The organism is Bordetella flabilis (assembly GCF_001676725.1).
Classification (GTDB): Bacteria; Pseudomonadota; Gammaproteobacteria; order Burkholderiales; family Burkholderiaceae_B; genus Bordetella_C; species Bordetella_C flabilis.
In genome coordinates, this window is sequence record NZ_CP016172.1 from 2186650 (window position 1) to 2205019 (window position 18370).

20 protein-coding genes and 1 tRNA gene are annotated in these 18370 nt (G+C 62.5%); 12 read left to right on the forward strand and 9 right to left on the reverse strand.

Features of this window, described 5'->3' with window-relative positions:
- Nucleotides 1–55: 55 nt before the first annotated feature.
- The 3 genes from purB (at nt 56) to BAU07_RS09535 (ending at nt 2368) form a co-directional block, all read left to right on the forward strand.
- On the forward strand, nt 56–1432 hold the full coding sequence (purB, locus tag BAU07_RS09525) for an adenylosuccinate lyase (RefSeq protein ID WP_066656577.1): 1377 nt from the start codon (nt 56–58) through the stop codon (nt 1430–1432).
- A 313-nt stretch (nt 1433–1745) separates the two neighbouring features.
- The gene (locus BAU07_RS09530) at nt 1746–1970 is read left to right on the forward strand and encodes a hypothetical protein (RefSeq protein ID WP_066656579.1); all 225 of its coding nucleotides are present in this window, start codon (nt 1746–1748) and stop codon (nt 1968–1970) included.
- A gap of 95 nt (nt 1971–2065) precedes the next feature.
- Nucleotides 2066–2368: a hypothetical protein gene (locus tag BAU07_RS09535; protein WP_066656581.1), complete on the forward strand. Its 303-nt coding sequence runs from the start codon at nt 2066–2068 to the stop codon at nt 2366–2368.
- Nucleotides 2369–2462: 94 nt separating this feature from the next.
- Here BAU07_RS09535 and BAU07_RS09540 read toward each other — a convergent pair whose 3' ends face one another.
- Nucleotides 2463–2801, reverse strand: a complete 339-nt coding sequence (locus BAU07_RS09540) for a hypothetical protein (RefSeq protein ID WP_066656583.1) — start codon at nt 2799–2801, stop codon at nt 2463–2465.
- Between the two features lie 377 nt (nt 2802–3178).
- Between BAU07_RS09540 and BAU07_RS09545 the strand changes: the two genes are divergently transcribed.
- A complete protein-coding gene (locus tag BAU07_RS09545; protein ID WP_066656585.1) occupies nt 3179–3388 on the forward strand; it encodes a cold-shock protein in 210 nt (69 codons plus the stop codon).
- Between the two features lie 263 nt (nt 3389–3651).
- Here BAU07_RS09545 and BAU07_RS09550 read toward each other — a convergent pair.
- The 3 genes from BAU07_RS09550 to egtD form a co-directional block, all read right to left on the reverse strand.
- Nucleotides 3652–3728: transfer RNA gene (locus tag BAU07_RS09550), tRNA-Met, on the reverse strand.
- Between the two features lie 180 nt (nt 3729–3908).
- Entirely contained in the window at nt 3909–5213 is a 1305-nt protein-coding gene (gene egtB / locus BAU07_RS09555) for an ergothioneine biosynthesis protein EgtB (protein WP_066656587.1), read from the reverse strand.
- 38 nt (nt 5214–5251) lie between these two features.
- The gene (egtD, locus tag BAU07_RS09560) at nt 5252–6271 is read right to left on the reverse strand and encodes an L-histidine N(alpha)-methyltransferase (protein ID WP_084025538.1); all 1020 of its coding nucleotides are present in this window, start codon (nt 6269–6271) and stop codon (nt 5252–5254) included.
- A gap of 222 nt (nt 6272–6493) precedes the next feature.
- Between egtD and BAU07_RS09565 the strand changes: the two genes are divergently transcribed.
- The 4 genes from BAU07_RS09565 (at nt 6494) to BAU07_RS09580 (ending at nt 9342) form a co-directional block, all read left to right on the forward strand.
- The gene (locus tag BAU07_RS09565) at nt 6494–6832 is read left to right on the forward strand and encodes an ElaB/YgaM/YqjD family protein (protein ID WP_066656590.1); all 339 of its coding nucleotides are present in this window, start codon (nt 6494–6496) and stop codon (nt 6830–6832) included.
- A 51-nt stretch (nt 6833–6883) separates the two neighbouring features.
- Entirely contained in the window at nt 6884–7429 is a 546-nt protein-coding gene (locus BAU07_RS09570; protein ID WP_157122154.1) for a hypothetical protein, read from the forward strand.
- A 10-nt stretch (nt 7430–7439) separates the two neighbouring features.
- Complete coding sequence (locus BAU07_RS09575) at nt 7440–7760, forward strand: hypothetical protein (protein WP_066656594.1); 321 nt, start codon at nt 7440–7442, stop codon at nt 7758–7760.
- Between the two features lie 130 nt (nt 7761–7890).
- A complete protein-coding gene (locus BAU07_RS09580; protein WP_066656596.1) occupies nt 7891–9342 on the forward strand; it encodes a phospholipase D-like domain-containing protein in 1452 nt (483 codons plus the stop codon).
- Nucleotides 9343–9481: 139 nt separating this feature from the next.
- Here BAU07_RS09580 and BAU07_RS09585 read toward each other — a convergent pair whose 3' ends face one another.
- Nucleotides 9482–9850, reverse strand: a complete 369-nt coding sequence (locus tag BAU07_RS09585; RefSeq protein WP_066656599.1) for a hypothetical protein — start codon at nt 9848–9850, stop codon at nt 9482–9484.
- A gap of 216 nt (nt 9851–10066) precedes the next feature.
- On the opposite strand from BAU07_RS09585, the gene BAU07_RS26750 reads away from it, so the two are divergent.
- Nucleotides 10067–10399: a hypothetical protein gene (locus BAU07_RS26750; protein WP_084025540.1), complete on the forward strand. Its 333-nt coding sequence runs from the start codon at nt 10067–10069 to the stop codon at nt 10397–10399.
- Between the two features lie 90 nt (nt 10400–10489).
- Here BAU07_RS26750 and BAU07_RS09590 read toward each other — a convergent pair whose 3' ends face one another.
- Nucleotides 10490–11974, reverse strand: coding sequence for an RNA polymerase factor sigma-54 (locus BAU07_RS09590; protein ID WP_066656601.1), 1485 nt, complete (start codon nt 11972–11974; stop codon nt 10490–10492).
- A gap of 284 nt (nt 11975–12258) precedes the next feature.
- Between BAU07_RS09590 and BAU07_RS09595 the strand changes: the two genes are divergently transcribed.
- A complete protein-coding gene (locus tag BAU07_RS09595; RefSeq protein ID WP_066656603.1) occupies nt 12259–12711 on the forward strand; it encodes a PRC-barrel domain-containing protein in 453 nt (150 codons plus the stop codon).
- A 37-nt stretch (nt 12712–12748) separates the two neighbouring features.
- On the opposite strand, the gene BAU07_RS09600 is transcribed toward BAU07_RS09595, so the two are convergent.
- Entirely contained in the window at nt 12749–13762 is a 1014-nt protein-coding gene (locus tag BAU07_RS09600) for a sigma-54 interaction domain-containing protein (RefSeq protein ID WP_157122155.1), read from the reverse strand.
- A gap of 330 nt (nt 13763–14092) precedes the next feature.
- Between BAU07_RS09600 and BAU07_RS09605 the strand changes: the two genes are divergently transcribed.
- Both BAU07_RS09605 and BAU07_RS09610 read left to right on the forward strand, forming a co-directional pair.
- Nucleotides 14093–15484 (forward strand): sigma-54-dependent transcriptional regulator, encoded by a 1392-nt coding sequence (locus BAU07_RS09605; RefSeq protein ID WP_066656605.1) that lies wholly within the window; start codon nt 14093–14095, stop codon nt 15482–15484.
- 134 nt (nt 15485–15618) lie between these two features.
- Nucleotides 15619–16179, forward strand: a complete 561-nt coding sequence (locus BAU07_RS09610; RefSeq protein WP_066656608.1) for a type 1 glutamine amidotransferase domain-containing protein — start codon at nt 15619–15621, stop codon at nt 16177–16179.
- A 60-nt stretch (nt 16180–16239) separates the two neighbouring features.
- Here the strand turns inward: BAU07_RS09610 and BAU07_RS09615 are convergent, their stop codons facing one another.
- Both BAU07_RS09615 and BAU07_RS09620 read right to left on the reverse strand, forming a co-directional pair.
- Nucleotides 16240–16521: a hypothetical protein gene (locus BAU07_RS09615; RefSeq protein ID WP_066656611.1), complete on the reverse strand. Its 282-nt coding sequence runs from the start codon at nt 16519–16521 to the stop codon at nt 16240–16242.
- A 132-nt stretch (nt 16522–16653) separates the two neighbouring features.
- The gene (locus BAU07_RS09620) at nt 16654–18315 is read right to left on the reverse strand and encodes an FMN-binding glutamate synthase family protein (protein WP_066656619.1); all 1662 of its coding nucleotides are present in this window, start codon (nt 18313–18315) and stop codon (nt 16654–16656) included.
- Between the last annotated feature and the right edge of the window lie 55 nt (nt 18316–18370).

Sequence of the window (18370 nt, forward strand, 5' to 3'; positions counted from 1 at the left end):
ATCGCGGCGTTTTTCGGTGCTTTCCAACGTCCGCTTCAGCCTTCATCGATTTCTCATGCATATTGCTCCCGCCCTCAGTCCCCTCAACGCGCTTTCTCCTCTTGACGGAAGGTATGCCGCACGCGGCGACGGCTTGCGCGGGCTGCTTTCGGAGGCGGGTTTCATGGCCCACCGGGTGGAAGTCGAGGTTGCATGGCTGAGTGCGTTGGCCGAGGCCGGGCTGCCGGAACTGCCGCGCTTTTCCGCCGACGCCCGAGCCCGCCTGACCGCCATCGTCGACGGCTTCACCGAGGCCGATGCGGCGCGAATCAAGGAAATCGAGCGCGTTACCAACCACGACGTCAAGGCCGTGGAATACTGGCTGAAAGAAAAAGTGGCCGATCACGAAGAGCTCTCCAGAGCTGCCGAATTCATACATTTCGCCTGCACTTCAGAAGATATCAACAACACCTCGCATGCGCTTATGTTGTCGCGTGCGTGCAACGATGTGTTGCTCCCGGCGCTCGAGAAACTTCACGGCAAGCTCGCCTCGCTGGCAACGGAGCACGCGGCGCAGCCCATGCTGTCCCGCACGCATGGGCAGCCGGCCAGCCCTACCACGCTCGGCAAGGAGTTCGCCAACGTCGCGGCGCGCCTCTCCCGTGCCATCGATGGCATTCGAGCGGTCGAACCGTTGGCAAAGCTGAACGGCGCCACGGGCAATTACAACGCCCATCTGGCCGCCTACCCCGAAATCGACTGGCCGGCGTTCAGCCGGCAAGTGCTGGAGGCGCTGGGGCTGACGCAGAACCGTCACACTATCCAGATAGAGCCGCATGACTGGATGGCCTCGCTCTTCGACGCGCTGGCGCGCGCGAACGTCATTATTCTCGACCTGGACCGGGACGTCTGGGGTTACGTGTCGCTCGGCTACTTCAAGCAGCGCTTGAAGGAAGGGGAGGTCGGCTCCTCCACCATGCCGCATAAGGTAAACCCCATCGATTTCGAGAATTCGGAGGGGAATATCGGCCTCGCGAACGCGATGCTGCGCCATCTTTCGGACAAGCTGCCGGTGTCGCGCTGGCAGCGCGACCTGACCGATTCCACCGTGCTTCGGAATCTTGGCGTTGCCCTGGGCTATTGCGTGGTCGCCTGGGACGCCTGCCTGCGCGGTCTGGGCAAGCTGGAAGTCAACACGGCGGCCATCGATGCCGACATCGACGGATGCTGGGAAGTCCTTGCCGAGCCGGTGCAGACGGTCATGCGCCGCTATGGTCTGCCGCAGCCCTACGAACAGCTCAAGGCGCTCACCCGCGGCAAAGGTATTACACAGCTGGCCCTGCGCGAGTTCATTCAGGGACTGGAGTTGCCGGCCGACGCCAAGGCCCGCTTGCTGGCGATGACCCCGCGCAACTATATCGGCCTGGCCGACCAACTGGCCCGTTCTCTCTAGCGGCAGAAGCCCCGCCACAAGCCGGCAGGTGTTCCTGCCGGCTTTTTTTCGCCTTGCGGACGCCCGTGCATGGCGGCTGGCGGGCGCTTTTGCCTGGAGTCGTCATCTGCCGGATGCGAGTCGTCGGCGTTACGATCGTACACGCCTTTGTATCTATTTCATGCCCCTTTTTCGCCGGTACGGCAAGACGGCCCCGTTTTTTCGCCGGCACGGCAGAGGTCTCGCGCTGTTCTTTCCCCGGGCAACGCCGCTTCATCGGACGCGGGCACGACACTTGCTGTGAGTAGAACATCCATCTGACCGGCGATACGCAATGGAAGTTTTCGCAAAAGTCTTCAACGCGTGGGGCGCGACGCTGACCGTCGACCCGGACGGCAAGGGCAAGTTCAGTTGGAAGATCCTCGTCGAGGATCGGCGCCCGGGACGTCAGCGCTCCCGTTGTATCTCGTCGCCCGTCGGGTTTCCATCGGTTGGAGAAACCATCACGGATGGGCGCGCGGCCTTGGAGGTGCTTACTCCAGAGCAGGACCCCGATTAATTCTATTCCCGGTGACGGGCGCAGCACGGCCCCCGGCAACGGTTCCATCGTCTTCAACAAGTATTGCTATTTCAAACCTATCCTGGAGAACAACAATGAGCGCCATGATGTGCCTTCCCTGCCAGAGCATCACCCTTGCAACCGCCGGGTTGCAGGCCCACCAGAGCCTGGTGCATGAAGGTTTCGTGCGACCCACCGAAAAGCACCGGGAAAACCACCGCGAGGACCGTTTCCGCTGCTCGTGCTGCCATACCCAGTGGATCCGCGAAACCGACCGTTGGGGCATGGACTTGGGGTTCCGGCTTGCGCCGGTGCAGTCCGGCGCACGTCCACGCTTCGCCTATTCCGAAAATACCCCCCGTGCCGGCGTTCGCGTATACCAGGTGTCCGCGGGCTGAGCGCACGGTCCGGAGATATCGGAAAGCGGACCAGCCGCAATCTCTTATGGTTGCGGCTGGTCCGTTTTTTTAAAAGTCCATCGCGAGGCACATGCTAATGCAGTTCAGTGTCTGGCCGTGCCGGGTCGTAGCCCAGCACTTGCAGCGCAGCTTCATATGCTGCGGTGGACGCGCACAGGAACACGGCGATGTCGCCCGGATTCACGTTGTCCAGCACGTCGCCCACCTGTTCGGGAGCGGAAGTCGGGTCATTCACCGCGGTGGCATGGATTTGACCGCCAGCCTCGACCTCGCTGCGCGGCACGATATCCGCGATGGCGTCCAGGTCAGGCGGGCTAACTACCACGTAGCTGCGTATGAACTCGCCGTCCAAGGTCGTCCGCAGGGCCATGCCGGCCTTCAGGTCGGCAAAACGAGCGCTGATAATGGTCATTGATGGGCCTTTCAGTTGCCGGGCTGTTGTAAAAGCGCCTCGTGCATTGTCGGAAAATATACGGTTCGTATGGTGCATGAATTCCCGTCGCGCCGGCTCGGCGCCCGGCATTCACAATCGTCATGTGCAACGTCAGGTAAGACGGCGCGCAGTTTTTGCGCTGCAATGTAGCAATTAGTTTCAACTGCGGGGGGCTGGAGAATAAATTGTTTTTGACTTAAGGGCAGGTCCCGTTCATAGTATCTGTGAGATTTTCAAGCGGCGCGATCTTTGTACAGTTCAGAGTTCTTCCCGGTCTCCGCTATTGTTCTTGGCCCCATGCTTGAACGTCTCGTGTCCCGGGCTTTTTGCCCAGTTTAATTGCAAGGAATATCAGTATGGCTCAGGAAACCGGCGTCGTTAAGTGGTTCAACTCTGAAAAAGGCTATGGCTTTATCACCCCGGAAGCGGGTGGCAAAGATCTGTTCGCGCACTTCTCCGAGATTCAAGGTAGCGGCTTCAAGTCGCTCGAAGAAAACCAGCGCGTGAGCTTCACGACCGCGAATGGCCCCAAGGGCCCGCAGGCCACGAAGATCCAAGTGCTCTAAGTTGAATACTTGAGCAAAGAGCCCCGCTTCGGCGGGGCTTTTTGTTGTCTGCCGCCCATACCAGCCATAGTACTTCGCCGGGATTCCCCGGTTCGGCAAATGTGGACCACCCAGTGGCGCCCGCCCGGCAACCTGTCGCAGGACAGCCGGTGACCTGTGCGTCCATACGCACCGCGGCTGCGGCACGTCGACACGCTTTCACGTAAACCGGCGTGGCTGCAAAAATAAAGCGGCCCGCGTTGCCGCGGGCCGCTGAAACATCCTGGTGGCGCATCCCTGATTCGAACAGGGGACCTGCGGATTATGATTCCGTCGCTCTAACCGGCTGAGCTAATGCGCCAAATCCCATGAGCCGACGTCGGTGCGTTGGCAGAGCTTTGCAAGCGTCTACCGCCACGCGGCCCCTGGAAAGAGCGAGATTCTAGCACGCGATTTTGCCGCTTGCCAAATGTGCCCGGCAGGGTCGCATCCTCACTGTGGAGGCGGCACTGCTATCGCGCCACGTGGCCGAAACGCGTGTTCAGGCATCGCGCGCCAGCCTGAAACCCGAGAATTGCCACCGCGCGTCGGGTGGAAAGAAATTGCGATAGGTCGGCCTGATGTGGGTGCGAGGCGTCGCGCAGGAGCCACCCCTCAGCACGTACTGGTTGCACATGAACTTGCCGTTGTACTCGCCCACTGCGCCGGGGGCGGCGGCGAATCCGGGGTACGGTTCATATGGACTGCACGTCCATTCCCAGACGTCGCCATACAGTTGCAGCGCCGATACACCGTCGTCATGTGTCGCTGCCCGCGGATGCAGCAATCCGGACTCGACCATGTTGGCGTGCGTGTCCGGGCCCGCGTAGCGCCGCGCCACTTGCTCCCATTCCGCTTCCCTGGGCAACCGGGCGCCAGCCCAGCGCGCGTAGGCGTCCGCCTCGAAATAGCTGATGTGCACCACAGGCGCCTCGAGGTCCAGCGGCTCCATGCCGTGCAAAGTAAAGGCATGCCAGGTATCGTCCTGTTGCTCCCAGTAGAGCGGCGCATGCCAACCGTGCGTGTTGATCGCATCCCAGCCCAGGGATAGCCAGAACTCAGGTCGACGGTAGCCGTCGTCCTCGATAAAGGCGAGATACTCGCGCTGCGTGACTGGTCTGCGTGCAAGCTCATACGGCCGCAGCAAGACCTCGTGGGCCGGCATTTCGTTATCGAAGCAGAAACTGGCCTCGGCATGGCCCGTTCGTACGATGCCGCCCGGATGGTGCAGCCAGCCATTGGTGGTCGCCGGCCTGATCGCGCGCGGACGCGCGCCCTGCGCATAGGCGGGGCGCAGCGGATTGCACGCCAGCAGATGCTTCACGTCGGTCAGGATCAGTTCCTGATGCTGCTGCTCATGATGCAGTCCCAGTACCACCAGGGCCTCGAACTCGGTATTCCCGCGCATGCGCGCCGTCAGCTCAACCATGGCGGTGTCTACATGATCCCGGTACGCGACGATGTCGCGATACGGCGGGCGCGTCAGCAAGCCGCGCTGCGGGCGGGGATGCCGTTGGCCGATGGCGTTGTAGTACGAATTGAAGAGATAGCCGTACTGTGGATGAAAGGGCACATAGTCGGCCGCGTAACGTTGCAGCAGAAAGGTTTCGAAGAACCAGGTGGTATGAGCCAAGTGCCATTTGACCGGGCTGGCATCGGGCATGGACTGGGCCTGGCAGTCTTCCGGCGACAGGGGCTCTGCAAGGGCCAGACTGGCGTGGCGCACGGCGGTATAGTCGGTCGCGCCGGGGCAAGCGGAAGTGTCGAGGGCGCTCGCACGCGATGTAGCGGGATGAATCGTATCCATGAAGAAGCTTCTCCTGGGGCAGGGGCGGGCTGTGGTGCCTAAGCCCTGGCACAAAAGACGGCAAACCATTCACGCGCATCGGTCCAATATCGAACCTGACCGAAGCCTGCACGTGCCAGCATGGCCTTGAACGCCTGCGGCCGGTACTTGTAGGAGTCCTCGGTGTGGATGCGCTCGCCTGCGGCAAATCTTCGCTGACCGCCCGGCCAGGTAAGCGTCACATCGGTGCGCGCGCGCAGGTGCATTTCGATGCGGGACCGCGCCTCATTGAAGTAGGCGACATGCTGCCATTGGGACAGATCGAAATCGGTACGAACGATGCGGTTCACATGCCGCAGCAGGTTCAGATTGAAAGCCGCCGTTACTCCCACGGCGTCGTCATACGCCGGCTCAAGGATATCGCGTGGCTTTACCAGATCCACCCCTATGATGATGGCACCACCCTCGGACTGCCTGCGAATGCGATGGAGCAGCGCCGCCGCATCATCCGGCGCCAGGTTGCCAATGCTGGAACCGGGATAAAAGAAAACACGCTGGTCCGTGTGTATGTCGGCGGGCAAGGCGAGATCATGGAAGAAATCCATGCCGACGCCGACGATGTCGAGTTCCGGATAACGTCCCGCGATACGTTTGACGGCGCTGCGCAGGTACTCGATGGAGATGTCTACGGGTGCGTACTGCGGGGGATTCAAATAAGGCAGCAGGCGTTCCGCCTTGGCACAGTCCCCCGCGCCCAGATCGACCAGCACCTGCGCAACACCGGCGTGAGCCGCGATTTCCGCGGCATGGCGGCTAAAGATCTCGTTTTCGCAACGGGTGGGGTAATACTCGTCGAGCAAGGTGATGGCTGTGAACAGGCTCGAGCCGAGTTCGTCGTAAAGGAACTTGGGGCTGATGTGGGCCTGGGGCAGGGCCAGACCTTGAAGCAGTTCATTCGTGACCGTATCGCCCGCTTCCGTGTGCAGCTGATGGAAGCGTGGCTCGCGCGATGGCGCGGGGCACGCCGACGACGGCGAAACGTTATCGGCGAGCGAGGGCGAGTAGGAGGGAGATCGCATGCAGAGTTGGTCCTTGTAGGCCGGGAACGCGGCCGAGCAGGGGTGGAAGCAAACCCCGTTCCCGGTGCATGATGGGACGGAGTAAGCAGTTCGTCTCGCCTGAAATAGGGCTTTACCCATCGTTTCGAAAGAATAGGGCCTTGGCCACAGTCAAGCTCGACAATGGGTCATACGGTACGCCGTCCCCTTTGTCACCCGCAAGGGCTTTTTCGAGGAGAGACCATGAATAGCAATTCGCATAGCGCCGAGCTTCTGGCCAGCAAGGACCGGGTAGCAAGCAGCTTACGTGAACTGATGGCAGGTACCGAGGAACTCCTGCGTTCCACGGCCTCGTACACGGGTGAAGAAATCGACATCGCACGCAAGCGGCTGAAGAGCCAACTGGAGTCCGCACGCAATATGGCAGGCGAATGGGAAGGCACCGCTGCCGAACGCTATCGGCGCGTGTCCGCCGTCACGGACGAATATGTCCATGAGAATGCCTGGAAGTCCATCGGCTTGGCGGCTCTGGTGGGGCTATTGCTGGGGGCCTGCCTGGCCTCCGGCAGCGATCGCCGCTAGCGGTCTCCAGGATCCTGGACGCGCATCTGCGAGCGGTATGTCGCCATGTCGTTGATTATCATCGCGCGTTTTGATAGCTTGCCGGCCGCGGCAAGCGCTGCGCATGCGCTCGTGACGGACGGTTTCCACGAGGACGCTGTCAGCGTCTTCCGTGCGGGGGACAACCGCATGTCGGGGCGGCGTGGGGAGCGCTGGCCGGGGCGTCTGGTGTACGCGGCGATGGCCAGGACCGCGGCCCTGGCCGCGGCAGGGGCGGCGGTTGGCGCCACGGTATCGGCGTTGATGGGGATTCCCGACGCCTACGGCGTCGGGATCACTGCGGTTGGTGCGCTGGTGGGTTCTCTCGCCAGCACGTTGCTTGTGCTGTTCGAGCGCCATGCGGCGCGAGGTGACGGCAGCGTGCCGCCTCAGGCCGCGTTCGTGGCAGTCATTGCAGAACCGGGCGAGGAAGTGCAAGGCGCGCAGTTGCTGCGCGACGCGGGCGGGCAAGGCATTGAACGAGTGCGCGGTCGTCATCTGTCGCGAGTGCCTGCGCAAGACGAAACGCGTACCGACAGGGGCGGCCTGCGGACCGGGCTGTCCGATTCCATGATGTAAGGAGATGACCATGAAAGCCGCACGTACCGATGAACGTGACAAGACCGCTGGCAGCGACACGCACCCCGCCGGCGAACAGGCGGAAACGCACAGGGAAGGGCCGCCGCGCGTATCCCACGAACTGGACAAACAGGAGGAATGGGACACCGCCGCGAAGGACCGTGGCTTCCAGAAGGGAGACCAAGGCGGCTACAAGGGCGACTACGACCACGGCAAGTATGAGGATCGCGACTTCGGCTTTCCCAAGAAGGAGGATGCCGAGCGTAATCAAGGGTCGCGCCAGGCAACCCCGTCGCTGGCCGAGGGCGAGCGCAAGAACAAGAACGGATAAGGCGCGCACGATGTCCCGAGCGGTTCGCTTCGTGTAAGGGCCGCGGCTTTCGTCATCGCGTCCAGTATGCGGCACTTGCCGAGCGCCACGAGCGGCGCTTCGGCCGTGTCGGTTCGTCCAGGGAGTCATCATGAAACGGTCTTTGCGGGCCCTCGTGCTCGCGGGGCTTGGCTGCCTCATTGCCGCGTGCGCGACGGTGCCGGACGCCAGCGAGGTCAGCGCCTCTCAAAGCCAGATTCGTATCGCCACGCAGGCGGGTTGGCTCAGCTATCAGCGCAGCCAGGAACTCGTCAAGAAACTCGACGAAGGCCAAGGTACCCCGGGGCAGGCGGCGCCAGCCGTATCCGGCGATCCCGAATCCGGTTTCCTGCAACGCCATCTGCAGGTCGAAGAGGCAATCAACGGATCGCCGCTGGTTGCGGGCAACCGCGTTGCGCTGCTTGCCGACGGTCCAAACACGTATCGCGCCATGCTCGAGGCGATACGGGGCGCGCGCCAGTACGTCCACATGGAAAGCTACATCTTCGATGACGACGAGGCTGGCAGAACCTTCGCGGATGCTCTCATTGCCAAGCGGCGGCAGGGTGTTGCCGTTGCGCTCATGGTGGACGGCGTCGGGACGCTCGGCACGCCGGCAACGCTATTCGACCGCATGCGGGACGCGGGCGTTCAGGTCGTTATCTTCAATCCCGTCAATCCTGCCAAGGCCCGCGCCGGCTGGGCTCCCAACAACCGCGACCACCGCAAGCTATTGGTGGTGGACGGCAAGGTCGGATTTCTCGGCGGCATCAATATCAGCGACGTGTATGAGTCCTCTTCATCCGGCGGTTCATCGGCTGCGCTCATAAGAAGCGGCAAAGCAGAAGGCCAGCGGCCGAATCCCAAAGAGGTACCCTGGCGCGACACGCAGATACGGGTCGACGGGCCGGCCGTCGCGGACATCGAGCGGGTGATGCAAGCGGGATGGCAGGAGCAGCATGGGCCACCGCTGGACGCTCGCGAATTCTTTCCCGCGGCCAGGCCGCAGGGCGACACGATCATGCGCATCATCGCGAACCGGCCCGGAGACCGCGATGGCTATAACCTGTATTTGACTCTCATGTCGGCCATCCAGTCCGCACAGCAGTCCATCCACATCACGATGGCCTACTTCGTGCCGGACCCCGCTTTCGTCCAGGCCTTGATGGATGCCGCGCGCCGCAAGGTCGATGTGGTCATCGTCCTGCCGGGCTTCACGGATTCGTCACTGGTGTTTCATGCCGGCCGATCTCACTACACCGCGCTGCTGGAGGCTGGCGTGAAGATCTATGAGCGTCGCGACGCGTTGCTGCACGCGAAGACAGCCGTCATAGACGGCGTCTGGTCAACGGTGGGTTCCAGCAACCTTGATTGGCGCAGTTTCGCGCTGAACTATGAGCTGAACGCCGTCATCCTCGGACGCGAGTTCGGCGATCAAATGGAGGCGTTATTCGCGGACGATGTCGCGCGCTCCACGCGCATCGACGAGCAAGCCTGGTCCGATCGCGGCATCAAGGCCCGTTTCATGGAGACCATATCGCGTTTGTTCGAGCGATGGCTGTGAGGCCGCACGCGCTACGGTGGCGTTGACGCGGTGCTTGGCACCGGACCGCCGCCTCGGCAGGCATGGGATAGGGCTCAGACGAAAAAACCGGGCTGCGCGAAGCAGCCCGGTTTTGCACGCCTGCAAGTCTCAGGAATGGCTACTTGCCGAAGCGCGTCTTGGCGTCCGCCATGCAGGCGTCCTTCGCATTGCCCGACATCGCGTCGCACTTTTCCTTGGCGACGTCGTACTCGGATTTGCGTTTCTCCTTGGTGGCTTCATGCCGGGCTTCCGCCTTTTCCTTCGCCTGCTTGGTGTCGGCCTTGGCGCTGTCTCGCGTTGCCTTCGCCTGCTTTTCGCAGACGTCCTTATCGTTGCCCTTCAATGCGTCGCACTTCTTCTGGTCGGCCCGATACTGCGCATCGATTTCCTTGTTGGTCATGGGCGCTTGCGTCTGGGCATGTGCTGTGAAAGCCAGTGCCGGGATGCTGACGAACACGGCGCTGAGGGCGAGTTTGATGGGGCTCATGGGCGGTACTCCTTCTACGTTAGATTGACCGGTTGGCCTTACCCTTGTTGGGTACTGTGGAGCTCGCAAGCGTTGTGCCCATGCGTAGAGCGCAATCCAGGGGCCAGGCCACGCGATGCGGGCGTACCCATAAACCGCGGATTGGATCGGAGCAATAGGATGGGCATGCAGTTTGCTGTACACGGTGTCCATACTTGTCACCCAAGGGAGAACACTATGAAGCTGAGTCGCCTGACATCCATGTTGATTCTTGCCACGGCCATTGGCTCCAGCGCCGCGCTGGCGCAGCAGAGCGCGCCCACGACGCCGACCACCACGCCGAACGATTCGACGGCCACGCCGCCGAATAACAGCAAGGTGCCTCCCGGTACTCCCGCGCCCGCACCCTACTCGTCACAGCCGACCACGACTGCGCCGGTCAACCGCGATGCCTCCGGCAGTGATCTCAGAAAGGACGGCGAGCCTCGTTTGCCCTCCGACATGAAGAACACGAACGTGTCTCCTACCCAGGGTGGCGGTGCGCCGTATACGGCTCCTGACAAGAAGTAGGGCCTCGCCACGCCTGTACCCAGGCGATGTGATGTGAACGACAAGGGGGCGCATCGAGCGCCCCCTTGTCGTTTCCGCTACGAGTGACCGTCAGTACTGGCGACGCATTTCCGCAGGCGGGTACTTCAGTTGGCCGCGGTATTTGGAGACCGTTCTACGTGCCACCATGACCCCTTGCTGGCCCAGCAGATGCGCAAGGTCGACGTCCGACAAAGGTGTGGACGCGTCTTCACCGTCGATCATTTCCTTGATCAGCGCACGCACCGCGGCGGCCGAGCAGCTTCCGCCTGTATCCGTGTAGAGCTCGCGCGAGAAGAAATGCTTGAATTCGAAAATGCCGCGTGGCGTGGCCATGTATTTGTTGCTGGTCGCGCGCGACACGGTGGATTCATGGATCTCCAGCTCGTCGGCGATCTCGCGGAGCATCAAGGGGCGCAGGGCGATTTCGCCGTATTCGAAGAAGGTCTGCTGCCGTAGTACGATCGCCTCCGCGACGCGCTGTATGGTGCTGTAGCGCTGCTCCACGTTACGGATCAGCCAACGCGCCTCCTGCAGCTCCTGAGCCATCGGAGACCGATCGCTGTAGCGCGCATTGCGGAACAGGTCGGCATACGCGCGATGCAACCTTGCGCGCGGCATGGCTGCCCGGTTCGGTGTGACGATCCATTGGCCATTGAACTTCTGTACGACGACGTCCGGCACGACATAGCTGGAGTCCGGTTTTGCATAGCGCAGGCCGGGCCGGGGATCGAGCCGCCGAATCAGTGCGCAAGCCTGGCGCAACTCGTCGTCGCTACACTGGCATACGCGCGTGAGTCCGGAGAAATCGTGCTTGCCCAGTCGTTCCAGTTGCTGCTCGACGATGTGCATCGCCAGCGTGCGTCCCGGCGTGTCTTCCTCCATTGCGGTCAACTGCAGGCGCAGGCACTCCGCCAGGTTGCGGGCGCCCAGTCCCGGCACATCCAGCTGCTGCACCAGCTTGAGCGCGACCTCCCATTCTCCCGGTTCCGGTGCGGGGTCGAATACGCCCTCACCGGCGAGATCGGTCAAATCGGTGCGCAGGTAGCCTTCCTCGTCCAGGCCTTCGATGATGTATTCGGCCATCAGGCGATCCCTGGGCGCCAGCCGATAACTGCATAGTTCGGTGCGCAAGCGGTCGCGCAAGTCCTCCATGCTGCGTGCCCATTGCCCGACGTCACTGTCCCCATCGCCGGTCGCCCGCGCGGCGGGGTAATCGCCGGAGTATTCCGACTGCATGTCGGGCAACTCGGGCAGTTCGGTAATTACCTCCGCAGGTGCCTCGGTAAGGGCTGGTGCTTGCATATCGCCAGCCGCCGATATGGTGTCGTTCAGCACCGTTGTCGCGGGACCCGCCGCCATGGCCGCGTCGTCGGCCGCCGTGGCGACGCCTTCTTCATCCCCTTCCTCCAGAAATGGATTCGTTGCCAGTGCCTGCTCGATCTCGCGGGTGAATTCCAGCGCGGACATCTGGAGCAGTTTTACCGACTGTTGGAGCCGCGGCGTCAGGCTGGTTTGCTGGCGCGCCCTGAGTTCGTACGTGGCTTGATGTGTCAATTGCTGTCTCCGTAAAAAGCCGGAACGGAAACTCCCATCCCATCCAATGAAGACGTAAGCAAAGGGTGTGCCAGTTTTTTTGTGCGGCGCGCTTGATTGCAACGCAAGCTCCAAACCCGCGTATTCATTGGTTTTCCGGGGCACGCCTCATGCTGTCCCTTGCCGCTGGGGTTGTGCGCCGTCGGCCGCATGACCCTGTCGGTCTGGCGGAATTACGCATTCATGTAATTACTTCCCGCAGCCGGCCGATCCGTTTTTGTCCGGCTACCGCAGGAGACATTGTCATGGATCATGGCCGCGATACCGCGCCGCCGACGGGCGTCGCCGCGGCGGGCTCGCCCGCCGAAACCCGCATCGTTGGATCGGCAAAAAAAACCGGCTCGGGCCCGGGGCCGGAAATCATGGCCGCCGCCACCCTGGAGGGCAACGACGTGTTGAACCTCGCGGGCGAGAAGCTGGGTACGCTGCAAGACATCATGGTGGACGTGCCCAGCGGGCGTGTGGCCTACGCAGTCCTGGCACGGGGAGGCGTCATGGGTATAGGCGACAAGCTGTTCGCCATCCCCTGGAGCGCCTTGACGCTGGATACGGACCGCAAGTGCTTCCTGCTGGATATCGATTTGGAGCGGTTGCGGAATGCCGCCGGTTTCGACAAGGAAAACTGGCCCCGCATGGCCGATCCCGCGTGGGCGGCGGACATCCACGAGTATTACGGACAGCCGCCGTACTGGTCATGAGGGCGGGGTAGGGCGTGCCGCGCCCTGCGCGGTCGCCTTATCCCGAATGCGAGGCCGTCGAGGCGTCGTAAGTGCCCAGACGGTTGTAGAGGGTCTTCAGGCTGATGCCCAAGGTGCGCGCAGTGCGCCGTTTGTCGCCCTGGTGATGGGCCAGCGTCGCGAGGATCAGTTCGCGCTGCGCCTGCAGCAAAGAAGTTCCCACGCACATCTTCAAGGTGCCTTGAGCAACCTGTGTTTTCGGCGTCCGCCGCGATAGCGCCGGGCCGGCAATCTCCACGACATTGTCGGCCAGGATAAAAGCGCGATGTATGGTGTTCTTGAGCTCACGGACGTTGCCGGGCCAGTCGTAAGCCGTCAGAGTCTCCATGGCTCGCTTCGAGAAGACCTTTTTGGTCGATTCCGCCGCATTGAAGCTGTCCAGGAAACGCTGGGCCAGATACGGTACGTCTTCCAACCGCTCCCGCAATGGCGGCACACGCAGGGGCACGACGGCCAATCTGTACAGCAAGTCTTCGCGGAACCGGCCTTCGGTGACGGCGGTGTAGGGGTCGCGATTGGTGGCGGCCACGATACGGACGTTGACCCGCACCGGCTGCAGGCCGCCCACGCGGTGGAATGTCCCGGTTTCCAGCACCCGCAGCAGCTGTACCTGCATGTCCAGCGGCATTTCCGTGACTTCATCAAGGAACAGCGTGCCGCCGCTGGCGTGTTCGAAATAGCCGATATTCTGGGCGATCGCGCCCGTGAAACTGCCTTTTTCGTGCCCGAACAATTCCGCTTCGATCAAGCTGGCGGGAATGGCGCCGCAATTCACCGGGACGAAGGGCTGGTCGGCGCGCGCACTACGGGCGTGGACGGAACGTGCGACCAGTTCCTTGCCTGTGCCGCTCTCGCCTACGATCAGCACACTGGCTTCCGTTCCCGCCACTTTGTCGATCTGCTCGGCCAGCTTCTGCATGGCTTCGCACTTTCCCATCGCGGACGGGTCGGGCAGGTTGTTGTAGTCGGCGCGCGCTCCAGGCGCGCGCACGGACGCGGAAGCGTTGGGCATTCGGGTTCCTCTTGATGATGCCAAACTGCCGGGACGCGGCATGGTCATGATTTGGCGCTATGTTTGTTGATCGTACTCAGCGAGCATACCCGCCATTGCAAGCACTTGAAAGTGGATGAAATCGTTAGCCAACTGTACGAATTGATTACGTTTATAGGCGGTACGCCGGGATAAGCTTCGCTCCCACAAATCGCCTGCCTTATGCATACGCATCCGTCTTTATTGCGATGCGTCGTCTGGTCAGCAGCGGATAGAATGGAGGCGGCGGGGACGCCGGCCGGGGCGCCGCGTCTTCGAAAGCCCGAAACTCGAATTCTACGGAAACTGCGCATGCCACATGTTTTGATCGTCGATGACGAATCTCCCGTGCGAACGGCGCTGGCCGAGATCGTCAAGGACGAAGGATTCACTGTTGCTCAAGCGAGCGACCTGCGCGAAGCAAAAATACAGATCCTGCGCCAGTCGCCCGACCTGGTCTTGTCCGACCTGCAATTGCCCGACGGCAACGGCCTCGATATTTTCCAGGCGCTCAGCTCGCCCAATGTGGACGTCGTTTTCATTACCGGCCACGCCAGCGTGGAAAGCGCCGTGGATGCTCTGCGGTTGGGCGCCATCGATTATCTGCTCAAACCCGTTAATATCCAACGGCTGAAAATGGTGTTGGGCCGCATGCCGCGCAACGCCGATCTTTCGCCCTGGGGCGGGCCGTTCGAGGACGAGGACCGTTTCGGCAAGATGCTGGGACGATCGGCGCCGATGAAGCAGCTGTATCGGCAGATCGCCAAGGTGGCGCCCACCGAAGCGACTGTCTTCCTGATGGGCGACAGCGGGACAGGGAAGGAACTCGCCGCACAAGCCATCCATGAGCTCAGCGCGCGGCGCAAGGGGCCTTTCCTGCCGGTGAACTGCGGAGCGATTTCGCCCAACCTCATCGAAAGCGAAATGTTCGGGCACGAGCGTGGCAGTTTCACGGGTGCCGACCGCCAGCATAAGGGCTATTTCGAGCGCGCGGCCGGCGGTACCCTTTTCCTGGACGAGATCACGGAAATGCCGATCGATCTGCAGGTCAAGCTCCTGCGCGTGCTCGAGACCGGCCTGTTCATGCGGGTGGGCACCAACCGGGAGATTGCCAGCGATGTCCGCGTCGTGGCGGCGACCAACCGCAGCCCCGAAGAAGCGGTGGCCGAGGGCAAGCTTCGAGAGGATCTGTACCACCGTTTGAATGTGTTCCCTCTGGAGCTGCCGCCCCTTCGCGAACGCGGCGACGACGTGATTCTGATCGCCCAGCGTTACCTGGATATGCTGAACCAGGAACGTGGCGCCCAGAAAAAATTTGCCGCGGATACCCTTGAAAGCCTGCGCGCCCACACTTGGCCCGGCAATGTGCGCGAACTCAAGAACTATGTGCACCGGGCCTTCATCCTCGCCGACGACAACGAGATCCGCGCGGGTATTGTGCCTTTGCAGATGTCGCCCGAAAAAGCTGCCACCGGGACGCAGATTACGGTTCCGGTTGGTGTTCCGCTGGCCGATGCCGATCGCCGTTTGATCTTCGCGACGCTGGAGCAGTGCGGCGGCGTCAAGAAGCACGCAGCCGAGATCCTGGGAATCAGCCTCAAGACGCTGTACAACCGGCTGGAAGAGTATGCGGCCGCCGGCCATTATCCCAAGGTGAACGGCGAGGCTGCCGCCAAGGCAGAAGCCTCCGGCCGGGCCAAGTAAGCTGCGCCGCCGTCGCCCGGCGGCAGCCGCCCTTCAGGGGCGGGACGGCCAAGTGGCATTGCGCTTGCTCTTTTCCGAGAGCGATTGCCGGTTCCCCGGCGACTGGACCAACGCGCAATTCACGAGGTGCAAATATGGCTGATGCCTTGAAAGACGTTACCGTGGCGATTCTCGCCGTCGATGGTTTTGAACAAGCCGAGTTGCTGGAGCCCCGCAGGGCGCTGCAGCAGGCGGGGGCGAGAGTAGTCGTCATTTCCGCCAAGCAGGAGCCGATCCAAGGCTTCAAGCATACGGACAAGGGCGACAAGGTGGACGTGGACCTGACGTTCGCGGAGGCGGACCCTCAGCATTTTGCCGCCGTCCTGCTGCCTGGCGGCGTGGTCAATGCCGATGAGATCCGGCAGCATCCCAAGGCTCAGGATTTCGTCCGCCGCATGACGGAAGCACGCAAACCGTTGGCGGTCATTTGCCATGGTGCCTGGCTGCTCGTGTCGGCCGGGCTGGTGCGCGGCCGGACGATGACGAGCTGGCCGTCGTTGCAGGACGACCTGCGCAACGCCGGCGCTCAGTGGGTGGACCGGGAAGTGGTAGTCGACCAGAACTGGGTAAGCAGCCGCAAACCGGATGACATTCCGGCTTTCAATCGGGAATTCCTGGCCTTGCTTTCGAAGGCCGCCCACCGCCAGGCGGCATGAACGAGGACGGGCCGCCAGGCCCGTCCGTTCCTTCTCATCGCGATTGGCTGACCTGTCTGCTCAGCCGCCGTTGCGGGTAGGATCCGGCGGGGTGTGCGCCAGGCCGGCGCTTCCTTCATCCACGATGTTGTCGGGGGCAATATCGTCGGCCATCGGGCCGTCCGGCTCGCCTTCCACGTCCGCCCTCTCACCCGTCCCGGCCGCGTCGGTGTCTGTGTCGGGCGCCCCCGGACCTACATCGCTGGCCGAGTCGGATGAGTCGCTTGGTCCCAATGCGCGGTTGCCGTGCCCCGGCGGAGACACGTCCGCCAAGTCCGCGTCGGGGTCATATCGTGTTGCCATGTGAGCCTCCTTGGTCAATGTGCCGGGATGCCGGCGCAGTGCCGTCCCAGCCTTGCCCACACCCCGCAAGCGTTGTGCCGTCCGGAACGGTACGGACCTGACGGCGCCGTAGTGGGCGCTGTCTGGGGGCGCTCAGGCCGCTACGTCGGCGGCTGGCCTGTCCGCCACGGCCAGCGCCGCCGTGATGTCGCGGGCCGGCTGGAATGAGTCGGCACGGGCCATGGACCAGCCAACCTCGAATACCCGGTGCCGGAATTTGCCCTCGAGCAGTTCGCCGGGCGCGAGCTCGGGGAAGATCGCCGATAGCAGGCGTACTTCGGACGACGAGATGCGGCGTGCGATGTGATGCGGACGCAGGACGCTGGGGTGCGTCAGTCCGGCGGCCCCGAGCAGCTCGGCCAGCGCATGCAAGGTGTTGCCATGAAAGTTCGCCACGCGCTGGGCCTTATCCGGCACCACCAGGGCACGTTGTCGTATCGGATCCTGCGTCGCCACCCCGGTGGGACATTTGTCGGTATGGCAGGATTGCGCCTGGATACAGCCGATGGCGAACATGAAGCCACGGGCGGCGTTGCACCAGTCAGCACCCAGGGCCATGGCGCGTGCCATGTCGAACGCCGTGATGATCTTGCCAGATGCGCCGATGCGTATGCGTTCCCGCAGGTTCACGCCGACCAAGGTGTTGTGCACGAGTCGCAGGCCTTCCCGCAGCGGCGTGCCGACATGGTCCACGAACTCCACAGGAGCGGCGCCGGTGCCACCCTCCGCCCCGTCCACCACGATGAAGTCGGGCGTAATGCCCGTTTCCAGCATTGCCTTGACGATCGCGAACCATTCCCATGGGTGTCCGACGCAAAGCTTGAAGCCGACGGGTTTTCCTTCCGACAGTGCGCGCAGGCGCGCAATGAAATGCATGAGGCCGACGGGTGAGTCGAAGGCGCTGTGTCCGGCCGGCGAGTTGCAGTCCTTCCAGGGGGCCACGCCGCGCGTGTCGGCGATTTCCAGCGTAACCTTGGCGCCCGGCAGGATACCGCCGTGGCCGGGCTTGGCGCCTTGCGACAGCTTGATTTCTATCATCTTGACCTGCGGCAGGCGGGCGTTGCGCACAAACGCCTCGTCCGAGAAGTTGCCCTGTTCATCGCGGCAGCCGAAATAGCCGGAACCGATGTTCCAGATCAGCGATCCTCCCGGTTTGCGGTGATAGGGACTGATGCCGCCTTCACCGGTATCGTGCGCGAAGTTGCCGATGCGGGCACCCTCGTTCAGCGCGGTGATGGCGTTGCCGGACAGGGCGCCGAAACTCATTGCCGAGATATTCAGCGCCGAGATGGAATATGGCTGTTTGCAGTCGGGCCCGCCTACGGTGACCCGGAAATCGCTGTCGGCCACGTGCGCCGGTACCAGCGAATGGTTCATCCATTCGTAGCGGTCGTTGTAGACCTCTTCCTGCGTGCCGAAAGGTCGCTTGTCCACCTGTTTTTTTGCGCGCTGGTAGACGATGGACCGTTGTGCCCTGGAGAACGGCGTGGCCTGCGTGTCGTCTTCCAGGAAGTACTGCCGGATCTCGGGGCGTATGGCTTCGAACAGGAAGCGCAGATTGCCCAGGATCGGATAGTTGCGCCGGATCGCGTGCCGGGTCTGGCTCAGGTCATAAATTCCCAGCAGCATCAAGCCAAGCAGCGGCACGGCGGCCCACAGCCACATGAGCGTATTGTGCAGGCTCAATGCCAGGGCGATGATCGCACCTGCAGTGACCAGGGCGAACGTTGAAAATCTTATGGCAAACCAGGACATTTTCTTCCCTTTCCGACGGTCTTCCGCTGTCTTTAGAACGGAACGCGGCAAACCA